The organism is Cupriavidus numazuensis, assembly GCF_905397435.1.
GTDB lineage: Bacteria > Pseudomonadota > Gammaproteobacteria > Burkholderiales > Burkholderiaceae > Cupriavidus > Cupriavidus numazuensis.
The window spans coordinates 143,014-153,394 of sequence record NZ_CAJPVI010000016.1; the positions used below are offsets into that span (position 1 = coordinate 143,014).

Annotated in this window: 9 protein-coding genes; 2 read left to right on the forward strand and 7 right to left on the reverse strand. The window is 67.0% G+C overall.

Annotation, left to right across the window (positions count from 1 at the left end):
- Position 1: 1 nt before the first annotated feature.
- The 4 genes from KHO41_RS14915 to KHO41_RS14930 form a co-directional block, all read right to left on the reverse strand.
- Entirely contained in the window at positions 2–910 is a 909-nt protein-coding gene (locus tag KHO41_RS14915; RefSeq protein ID WP_211954046.1) for a phosphoribosylaminoimidazolesuccinocarboxamide synthase, read from the reverse strand.
- 230 nt (positions 911–1,140) lie between these two features.
- Complete coding sequence (gene fba, locus KHO41_RS14920; protein WP_211954047.1) at positions 1,141–2,205, reverse strand: class II fructose-bisphosphate aldolase; 1,065 nt, start codon at positions 2,203–2,205, stop codon at positions 1,141–1,143.
- 129 nt (positions 2,206–2,334) lie between these two features.
- Positions 2,335–3,771: a pyruvate kinase gene (pyk, locus tag KHO41_RS14925; protein ID WP_211954048.1), complete on the reverse strand. Its 1,437-nt coding sequence runs from the start codon at positions 3,769–3,771 to the stop codon at positions 2,335–2,337.
- A gap of 38 nt (positions 3,772–3,809) precedes the next feature.
- Positions 3,810–5,006 carry a phosphoglycerate kinase gene (locus KHO41_RS14930; RefSeq protein ID WP_211954049.1) on the reverse strand — a complete coding sequence of 399 codons (1,197 nt, stop codon included), beginning with the start codon at positions 5,004–5,006 and terminating at the stop codon, positions 3,810–3,812.
- A 342-nt stretch (positions 5,007–5,348) separates the two neighbouring features.
- Here KHO41_RS14930 and KHO41_RS14935 point away from each other — a divergent pair, with 342 nt between their 5' ends.
- Both KHO41_RS14935 and KHO41_RS14940 read left to right on the forward strand, forming a co-directional pair.
- Positions 5,349–6,455: a helix-turn-helix transcriptional regulator gene (locus KHO41_RS14935; protein ID WP_211954050.1), complete on the forward strand. Its 1,107-nt coding sequence runs from the start codon at positions 5,349–5,351 to the stop codon at positions 6,453–6,455.
- A 51-nt stretch (positions 6,456–6,506) separates the two neighbouring features.
- On the forward strand, positions 6,507–7,670 hold the full coding sequence (locus tag KHO41_RS14940) for a helix-turn-helix transcriptional regulator (RefSeq protein WP_211954051.1): 1,164 nt from the start codon (positions 6,507–6,509) through the stop codon (positions 7,668–7,670).
- Here the strand turns inward: KHO41_RS14940 and KHO41_RS14945 are convergent.
- From KHO41_RS14945 to dacB, 3 genes are all read right to left on the reverse strand, one after another.
- The gene (locus tag KHO41_RS14945; protein WP_211954052.1) at positions 7,653–7,976 is read right to left on the reverse strand and encodes an AzlD domain-containing protein; all 324 of its coding nucleotides are present in this window, start codon (positions 7,974–7,976) and stop codon (positions 7,653–7,655) included. The two genes, KHO41_RS14940 and KHO41_RS14945, sit on opposite strands and share 18 nt — an antisense overlap.
- Positions 7,973–8,815 carry an AzlC family ABC transporter permease gene (locus KHO41_RS14950; protein ID WP_211954053.1) on the reverse strand — a complete coding sequence of 281 codons (843 nt, stop codon included), beginning with the start codon at positions 8,813–8,815 and terminating at the stop codon, positions 7,973–7,975. Before KHO41_RS14950 ends, KHO41_RS14945 begins: the two co-directional genes overlap by 4 nt.
- A gap of 185 nt (positions 8,816–9,000) precedes the next feature.
- Positions 9,001–10,381 (reverse strand): D-alanyl-D-alanine carboxypeptidase/D-alanyl-D-alanine endopeptidase (gene dacB / locus KHO41_RS14955; protein ID WP_211954054.1); only part of this gene is annotated, 1,381 nt, incomplete at its 5' end.

Here is a 10,381-nt window from a genome sequence, read left to right on the forward strand (position 1 = left end):
TTTATTGCAGCTCTTCACCCGTCAAGCGCGTCAGCGCTTCACGGTACTTGGCGGCAGTCTTTTCGATCACGTCATCCGGCAGCTTCGGCGCCGGCGCGGTCTTCGGCCACGGCTTGCCGTCGATGCGCACGGCTTCGAGCCAGTCGCGCACGAACTGCTTGTCGAACGACGGCGGGTTGGTGCCGACCTGGTACGAATCGGCCGGCCAGAAGCGCGACGAATCGGCAGTCAGCACTTCGTCCATCAGCGTCAGCGTGCCGTTCTCGTCCAGGCCGAACTCGAACTTGGTGTCGGCGATGATGATGCCGCGCGTGGCAGCAAATTCAGCCGCTTCCTTGTACAGGCGGATCGAGATCTCGCGCATCTGGCGGGCCAGCGCGATGCCGATGCGCTCTTCCACTTCGCCGAACGAGATGTTCTCGTCGTGTTCGCCCATCTCGGCCTTGGCGGCCGGGGTGAAGATCGGCTCGGGCAGCTTCTGCGCGTTCTGCAGGCCGGCCGGCAGTTCGATGCCGCAGACCTTGCCCGTTGCCTGGTAGTCCTTCCAGCCGCTGCCGGCCAGGTAGCCGCGCACCACGGCTTCGACCAGGATCGGCTTCAGGCGCTTGACCACCACGGCGCGGCCCTTGACCTGTTCCACCTCGGCGGGCGCGACCACGGTCTCGGCGGCAACGCCGGTCTCGTGGTTCGGCACGATATGCGCGAGCTTGCGGAACCAGAAATTCGCCATCTGGTTCAGCACGCGGCCCTTGTCGGGAATCGGCTCGCCCATGATGACGTCGAAGGCCGACAGGCGGTCGGTGGTGACGATGAGCAGCTTGTCTTCGCCGACGGCGTAGTTGTCGCGCACCTTGCCGTGGCCAAGCAGCGGCAGGGAAGAGATGGAGGACTGGTAGAGAGCGTTGGACATGGTGTAGTTGGCGAATCGCCGTCCGGTTTGCTCCCCTCTCCCGCTCGCGGGAGAGGGGCTGGGGGAGAGGGGGAGCGCATCAACGGGCGCCGTGGCACGGGCTACCGCCTGCCCTCTCCCCCGACCCCTCTCCCGCAAGCGGGAGAGGGGAGAAAACAATCTGGGGCTTCGTACGGTAGCGAAGCCCCAGGCGTCAGCGTCGGTCCCGCCGTGGCGGGATCAGTCACTGCTTACTGCACAACCTGGGCAAGCTTGCCCGACTTGTACTGGCTGGCGATATCGACGAGCGTCACCGGCTTGATCTTGCCGGCCTGGCCTTCGCAGCCGAAGGCGATGTAGCGGGCCTTGCAAACCTGCTTGGCGGCTTCGCGGGCCGGCTTCAGGTACTCGCGCGGGTCGAACTTGCTCGGGTTCTCGGCGAAGAAGCGGCGGATCGCGCCGGTCATGGCCAGGCGGATGTCGGTGTCGATGTTGATCTTGCGCACGCCGTACTTGATGGCTTCCTGGATTTCCTCGACCGGCACGCCGTAGGTTTCCTTCATGTCGCCGCCGAACTTGCGGATCTCTTCCAGCAGTTCCTGCGGCACCGACGATGAGCCGTGCATCACCAGGTGGGTGTTGGGGATGCGTGCGTGGATTTCCTTGATGCGGTTGATCGCCAGGATGTCACCCGTCGGCTTGCGCGTGAACTTGTACGCGCCGTGCGAGGTGCCGATGGCGATTGCCAGGGCGTCGAGCTGGGTGGCCTTGACAAAGTCGGCGGCCTGCTCGGGATCGGTCAGCAGCATGGAGTGATCCAGCTTGCCTTCGGCGCCGATGCCGTCTTCTTCGCCGGCTTCACCGGTTTCCAGCGAGCCCAGGCAGCCCAGTTCGCCTTCGACGGTCACGCCGATCGCGTGCGACAGCTGCACGACCTTGCGGGTCACGTCGACGTTGTACTCGTAGTCGGCCGGGGTCTTGCCGTCTTCGCGCAGCGAGCCGTCCATCATGACCGACGAGAAGCCCAGGTCGATCGCAGCCTGGCAGATCGCGGGCGACTGGCCGTGATCCTGGTGCATCACCACGGGGATGTGCGGGTAGGCTTCCACCGCGGCTTCGATCAGGTGGCGCAGGAAGTGTTCGCCGGCGTATTTGCGGGCGCCTGCGGAGGCCTGCATGATCACCGGGGCATTGACCTCGTCGGCCGCCTGCATGATGGCCTGGACTTGCTCGAGGTTGTTCACGTTGAATGCCGGCAGACCATAGCCGTTTTCGGCAGCGTGGTCGAGCAGCTGGCGCATCGATACGAGTGGCATGTCAAAACTCCTGAAGGTAAATGGTGTGTCTCTGAATCTTGTTCTGCTGGCGCGTTCCGTCGCGCTCCGGGGACAGGGCATTCTGCACCGCTTGCCGTAGTGCTTCTGCCCGCCGCCGTACAAATGGCTTCAACTTCCCACCCTGACGATCTTGAGGGTGTTGGTGCCGCCGGGCTGCCCCATGGGCTCGCCGATGGTCAGCACGATGAAATCGCCGCGCTGCACCACGCCCTGCGCGAGCAGCAGCTCTTCGGCCTGCTCCAGCGCGGTGTCGCGGTCGGTGCTGGCTTCCAGCGGCAGCGGCACCACGTTGCGGTACAGCTGCATCTTGCGCTGCGACGCCACGTTGGGCGTCATCGCGTAGATCGGCACGTGGATGCGGTGACGGCTCATCCACAACGCGGTCGCGCCCGAATCGGTCAGCGCGGCAATCGCCTTCACCTGCAAATGATAGGCGGTGAACAGCGCACCCATCGCCACTGACTGGTCGATGCGCGAAAAGGTCTGATTGAGGAAGTCCGTGTCGAGCTGCACGACTTCGGACTTCTCGGCTTCGACGCAGACCGCGGCCATGGCCTCGACCGTCTCGATCGGGTAGCGCCCGGCGGCGGTTTCGGCCGACAGCATCACGGCGTCGGTGCCGTCGAGCACGGCGTTGGCCACGTCGGACACCTCGGCGCGCGTCGGCACCGGGTTCACGATCATGCTTTCCATCATCTGCGTGGCGGTGATGGTCAGCTTGTTGGCTTCGCGCGCGAGCCGGATCATGCGCTTCTGCAGCGCCGGCACGGCGGCATTGCCGACTTCCACGGCCAGGTCGCCGCGCGCCACCATGATGCCGTCCGACGCCTGCAGGATTTCCTCGAGCACGCCCGGGTTGATGGCCTCGGCGCGTTCGATCTTGGCGATCATGCGCGCCTTGCGGCCATACGGCTGTCCGGCCACGGCGGCCAGCTGGCGCGCCATTTCCATGTCGGTGGCGTTCTTCGGGAAGCTCACCGCGACATAGTCCGCGCCCAGGGCCATGGCGGTCTTGATGTCCTCCATGTCCTTGGCCGTCAGCGCAGGCGCCGACAACCCGCCGCCCTGGCGGTTGATGCCCTTGTTGTTGGACAGGTCGCCGCCGATGCGCACGGTGGTGAAGATCTCGGTGCCGAGCACGCGGTCCACCACCAGCACGATCAGGCCGTCATTGAGCAGCAGCAGGTCGCCCGGGCCCACGTCGCGCGGCAGGTCCTGGTAGTCCAGGCCAACGCGTTCCTGGTTGCCGAGCTGGCACGACGAGTCGAGCACGAACGGGTCGCCCGGCCTGAGCGTGACCTTGCCGTTCTCGAACTTGCCCACGCGGATCTTCGGGCCCTGCAGGTCGGCCATGATGGCCACCTCGCGCCCGCAGGCCTGGGCGGCTTCCCGCACCAGCGTGGCGCGGTCGATATGGTCCTGCGCGGTGCCGTGCGAGAAATTCAGCCGCACCACGTCGACCCCGGCGGCAATCATGCGCGTCAGCACTTCCAGCGAGCTGGAAGCGGGGCCGATGGTGGCGACGATCTTGGTCGAGCGGGTCATGGCGGGGGATCCTTGTCCGGACGCGGGCCAGGCTGGCCTCAGGCTGCTGCGCGTTGCTCCAGCACTTCGAATGCGGGCAGCTTCTTGCCTTCCAGGAATTCCAGGAACGCGCCGCCGCCGGTCGAGATATAGCCCACGCGGTCGGCAATGCCGTACTTGGCGATGGCGGCCAGCGTGTCGCCGCCGCCGGCGATCGAGAACGCCTTGGAATCGGCGATGGCCTCGGCCAGCACCTTGGTGCCGTTGCCGAACTGGTCGAATTCGAACACACCCACCGGGCCGTTCCAGACGATGGTGCCGGCAGCCTTGAGCTGGTCGGCCAGTTGCGCGGCGGTCTTCGGGCCGATGTCGAGGATCATGTCGTCGTCGGCCACGTCCTTGACGTCCTTGACCGTCGCGGCCGCAGTGGCGCTGAATTCCTTGGCGCACACGACGTCGACCGGAATGGGTACCGAGGCACCGCGCTTGGCCATGATGTCGATGATGGTCTTGGCGTCACCGACCAGGTCGGCTTCGGCCAGCGACTTGCCGATCTTCAGGCCGGCGGCCAGCATGAACGTGTTGGCGATGCCGCCACCCACAATCAGGTTGTCCACCTTGTCGGCCAGCGACTTCAGGATGGTCAGCTTGGTCGAGACCTTGGAGCCGGCCACGATCGCGACCAGCGGACGCGCCGGCTGGCCCAGCGCCTTGCCCAGCGCGTCGATCTCGGCGGCCAGCAGCGGGCCGGCACACGCGATCGGGGCGTACTTGGCGATGCCATGGGTCGTGGCTTCGGCGCGGTGAGCGGTGCCGAATGCGTCGTTCACATAGACGTCACACAGCTTGGCCATCTTCTGCGCCAGCTCGTCGCTGTTCTTCTTCTCGCCCTTGTTCACGCGGCAGTTTTCCAGCAGCACGACCTGGCCGGGAGCGACCTCGACGCCATCGACCCAGTTCTGCACCAGCTTCACGGGCTTGCCCAGCAGTTCGGACAGGCGCGTGGCAATCGGCGCCAGCGAATCGGCGGGCTTGAACTCGCCCTCGGTCGGGCGGCCCAGGTGCGACGTGACCATCACGGCGGCGCCAGCGGCCAGGCAGGCCTCGATGGCCGGCACCGACGCGCGGATGCGGGTGTCCTCGGTGATATTGCCGGCGTCATCCTGCGGCACATTCAGGTCGGCGCGGATGAACACACGCTTGCCAGAGATTTTGCCTTGGGAGATGAGGTCGGATAGACGCAGGACGGAGGTCATGACGGTGTGATGGCGCGAGATTTCGCTGAAATTTCGGGGAAACGACCATTTTACCTGATCGTGGTCATTGCCTAGCCGGTTTGCGGCCCAGTGCGTCTACAGTAGTGACTGATTAGTCACAATTGGCGATGGGGATGCGCGGCGACCCACACCGATCCCCACGAAAGCGGGGTAGGGGGTATGTCCTGCTTGCGCTCCGAGTGGGGTAATGTATGCAAAGTCTGCAATGACAGACACGTAAGCTATCAGAGCTGGTGTACAGCGGCCATAACAATAAGCCTGCCCGGGCGCGCCACAAGCATGCCGGGGCGGACAATTCGTCGTGAATGCAGGGGATTGCAGATGAACGAAGCGGACATGCACGGAGCGATCCGTGGCTTGTACGAGGGCATTCTTGACCCTGGTGCGTGGCAGAAGAGCCTGCGCACCCTGACGGAGATAGCCGGAACCGCCCACGCCTCGATGATGGTGTGGGACACCGTGCGCGACCAGGTCACCGTCAACGAGATCGTCAACCCGGTGCTGGAGTTGTTCACCGAGTACGAATCCGAATTCCAGTCGATCGACCCGGCCAAGCAGTTCGCGCCGCGCATGAAGCCGGGCGAGTGGTATATCGACGCGCGCGACCTCGGCGAAGGCGCCATGTCGCGCCATCCGTTCTACCGCGACTTCTTCAACCGCTTCGACCTGCGTTCCTACGTGGCCTGCCTGGTCGCGCGCCAGCCGCACTACGAAGTCTATTTCTCGATGCAGCGGGCCATGTCGCAGCCGGTGTTCTCGACCGACGATGCGCGCGGCCTGACCTGGGTGATCCCGCACATGCGCGGCGCCATGGCCCTGCGCGACCGCACGCAGAGCCTGTCGGCGCTGGCCAGCCTGTCGTCGCAGGTCGTAGAGCGCCTGAGCTTCGCGTTGCTGGTCATGTCGCCGCGGCGCCAGGTGCTGATGAGCAACCGCGCCGGCGAGCAATGGGCGCGGCGCCTGGACCCGGCCGGCAAGGTGGCCGAATGGACGCTGTCGCGCTCGTTCGGCGACATGCTGCACGCCGCGTGCGATCCGCAGCGCGCCACCGCGGCGCAGGCCGCGCGCGCCACCGACAGCCACGGCAACAGCGCGCAGGTGATCGTGCTGCCGCTGCCGCCCGCGCATGCATTCGCCACCGAATGGCAGGAGCCTGCCGCGCTCGTCGTCGTCCACGAGGACGGCACGCCGCCGCCGATATTGGGCACGGTTCTGCGCGAACTGTACGGCCTGACGCCCGCCGAGACCCGCGTCGCCACCGCGCTTGCCGGCGGGCAGGGCCTGCCCGAGGCCAGCGAGCACCTGCGCATCCGCCACGAAACCGCCCGTACCCAGCTCAAGGCCGTGTTCCACAAGACCGGCACCGGCAGCCAGGCGCAGCTTTCGCACCTGTTGTCCCGGCTGGCGGCGGCGCTGGAAGGGGACTAAGCGCGCCGCAGCCCGGCTATTGCCCTGAAAAAAGAAAAAGAAGGGAAGGCAATGAACGAAGACGAGATGCACGAGACGATTCGCGCGCTCTACCAGGGCATCTTCGATGCCGATGCCTGGCAGCGCAGCCTCGCCGCGCTTTGCCAGTCCAGCGGCAGCATGCATGCCGCGCTGGTGGTGCGCGATACGGTGCGCGACCGCGTGCTGGTCAACCAGGTCGTCAACCCGGTGCCCGAAGAAGTGGCGGCCTACCGCGATTACTACGAAGCCGTGGATCCGGCAATCCCGTTCGCGTCGCAGCTGGCCGTGGGCAACTGGTACATCGACTCGCGCGAGCTTGGCGAACAGGCCATGCGCAGCCTGCCGTTCTATGGCGAGTTCTTCCGGCAGTTCGGCATGTCGTCGCTGATGGCCTGCCTGATCGAACGGCAGCCGCACTACGAAGTCTTCCTGTCGCTGCAGCGGCCGCAGGGGCGCGCGCGCTATTCACCGGAGGATGCACGTGCACTGGACTGGGCCATTCCGCACGTGCGCCACGCCATTGCGCTGCGCGACCGCACGCGCCAGGTGTCCACGCTTGCGCATGTGTCGGCCGAGCTGCTCGAGCGGCTGCCGTTCGCGGTGATCATCTTTGCCGAGGACGGCAAGGTGCTGCTCGCGAACCGCGCCGGCGAGGCGTGGGCGCGCCGGCTGCTTCCTGTGGCTGCGGTAGGGGCCGTCGGGGCAGCCGGCAATCCCAAGGCCGACGAATGGCGCCTGTCGCGGCCGTTCCCGGACGTGCTGCGGGCCGCCTGCGATCCGGCTGTTGTCCAGCCGGCGCAGGCACTGCGTGCCACCGGCCCGGGCGGCCGCGAAGCGCAGGTCGTGGTGCTGCCGCTGCCGGCGGCGCATCATCTCGCGGTCGACTGGCAGCATCCGGCCGTGCTGGTCGCCGTGCATGAGGCCGGGACCCCGGCCATGGGCATTGGCGGCGTGCTGCGCGAACTGTATGGCCTCACGCCCGCCGAGATCCGGCTGGCCATGCTGCTGACCACCGGCATCGGCCTGCCCGAAGCCTGCGAGCAGCTCGGCATCCGGCGCGAGACCAGCCGCACCCAGCTCAAGTCGATTTTCACCAAGACCGGCACCGGCACGCAGGCGCAACTCGCGCACCTGCTCACGCGTCTCGGCGTGGTGCTGGGGGCAGCGAACGCTGCGTCAGGCGAGCAGCCGTAGCGCGGTGTACACCGCCATGCCCACCGCGATCATGCCGACCATGCGGCGCGTGAGCAGATAGAACAGCGCCGCGGCGGCGCCCGCCACCAGCTTGTAGTTGGACGGCGACAGCGTGAAATGCCCGTGCCAGGTCATCAGGTCGGGCAGGATGATGGCCGCCAGCGCCGCTGCCGGCGCGTAGCGCAGCGCGCGCTGGAGCCGGTCCGGCACCGTCACGTGTTCGCCCGCCATAAGAAACAGCGCGCGCGTGACGATGGTCACCACGGCCATGCCGGCGAGCGCAATCCAGATCTCGGTGTGGCTCATGCCTGGTCTCCCTGTCCTGCCCGCGAGGCGGGCACGGCCTGGGTGGCGGCCTGGCTGGTGGCCTGGCTCGCCGCCTTGCGGCTGTGGATACGCCGCAGCGTGGCGCGCGCGGCCAGTTCGTCGCTGGCCATGCCCGCCGCGATGGCGCCGATCACGGCCACCACCAGGCTCAGCCGGTAGGGCAAGTCGAAGCACACCAGCGCCAGGATGGCCGACGCCACCACAGCCAGCAGCGTGGAACGCGAATTGATCGTGGCGATCATTACCGGGATCAGGGCCAAGGTGCCCGCCAGTCCCAGACCCCAGCTGTCGGGGAACAGGCTGGCCAGTACGATGCCGATGATCGACGACGTCTGCCACATCGCGAAGTTGGAAAGCGCCATGCCCCAGAAATAGCCTTCCTTGCCCGCTTCATAGCCCGGCGTGCTGTAGCGCTGCATGAAATAGACGAAATGCAGGTCGCCGTTGAACGAGCCCAGGATCGTGCGCCGCCACAGCGGCATATAGCTGAAGTGCGGCTGCAGCGCCGCGCTGAAGATCACGAAGCGCAGGTTGACGATGGCCGCGGTCAGCCACACCGTCCACAGCGGCAGCCCCGCCGCGAACAGCGGCAGTACGGCGAGCTGGGCCGAGCCCGCATAGACCAGCAGCGACATGCCGATGGCCTCGGGCACCGTCATCACGGATTTGCTCATCGCCACCCCGGTGACCAGGCCCCACGAGAACACGGCGGGCAGGGACGGCGCGAAGAAGCGGACGCCTTCGAAAAAAGCGGACCGTTCAGCCGGTGCGATGCGATGCCAGAGTCGCAACCAGGCCGAGGGTTGTGGGGAAGTCATGGGCAATGTCGGGGATGCGACGACTAGGCGCGGCCTAGGCGCAGACGGGGCCGGCGCAGCGGGGGCTGCCGGCATTGCACCATTATAGGGTTGGACGGCGCGCTGGTAAGCGGGTACTTAACAAATTACCGGCCGGCGTTGGCCGGCCCCCACGCCGGCCCGCGCGGCCCGTCGCTGGCGGCGCTTCAGGGTGCGCCGCGATACACCCACTGCATCAGCGCATCGTGGGCTTCCTGCGCCTGCGAGGCGTTCGGGTGGTTGATAAAGCTCACCACCACGTAGCGTTCGCCGTTGAGCGCATCCACATAGCCGGCCAGCGCACGCACGTCCTGCAGCGTACCCGTCTTCAGATAGGCATTGCCGGCGGCGTTGGCGCGCGTGAGCCGGTTGCGCAAGGTGCCGTCCACGCCCAGGATCGGCAGCGAATCGACCAGTGTCGGCCCGACGTTGCTGGCGGCCGCTTGCTGCAGCAGCCGCGCCATGTCGTAGGCGCTGATGCGTTCCTCGCGCGACAGGCCCGAGCCGTTGTCGAGCACCAGCCCCTGCATGTCCAGGCCCTGGCGGCTCAGCCAGCGCTGCACCACGCGCGTGGAGCGCGCGGTGCTGGCCGGTCCGCTGCGATCCATCTCCGCGCCGATGGTCAGGAACAGCTGGCGCGCCATCACATTGTTCGAATATTTGTTGATGTCGCGCACGATCGCGCCGAGCGGCTGGCCGTAGTGGCGCGCCAGCAGCACCGCGCCGCGCGGGACGGAGCCGCTGCGCATCGCCGGCACGTGCGTGAAGCGGCCGCCCGCGGCCTGCCACTCGGCCACGAAGCCGCCCCACGTGAACTCGGCATGCGAGAGCGCGGCGATATTGAGCACGTGCTCGCCGCAATCGCTCGAATAGTTGCCCGAGAACGACGCCAGCACCGTGCCGTCGGCCTGCGGCGCCACGGTCGGGGTGGCGCTCGATTGCCAGTCGCCGCAGCGTCCATTGGTCAGCGTCAGGCGGTTGTCCAGGCGCAGTTGCGCGAGCGCCGGCGTGACCGAGACCGCCACGGACTGGCTGGCATCATTGGGGGTTAGCGTGAACGACAGCGTCTTGAACGCGTACAGCAGTGCGTCGGGGCCGACGTTGTAGGCGCGCTGTACCTCGCCGTCGATGGTACCGTTGCCGTTCAGGCCGTCCGCGAAAAAGCTGCGGTCAAGCACCAGGTCGCCATTGATCGTGGTGGCGCCGGCCGCGCGCGCGGTGGCGACGAGCTTGGCCATTTCCTCGGGCACCAGCTTCGGGTCGCCGCGTCCGCGCAGGTAGACATTGCCGTTGACCGTGCCGTCGCCGGCGGGCTGGCTGTCGGCATAGAGCGACGTCTGCCAGCGGTAGTCCGGGCCCAGCAGCTGCAGGCCGGCAAACGTGGTGACCAGCTTCATGGTCGATGCCGGGTTCATCGGCTGCTGGGCGTTCCAGCTTGCGCGCGCGGCCGGCGCACCGATTTTCACGACATAGAAGCTGGCGGCGCTGGCCGGCACGTGCGCGCGCTGCAGCGCCGTGGCGACCGGGGCCGGCACGCCGGCGCGAACC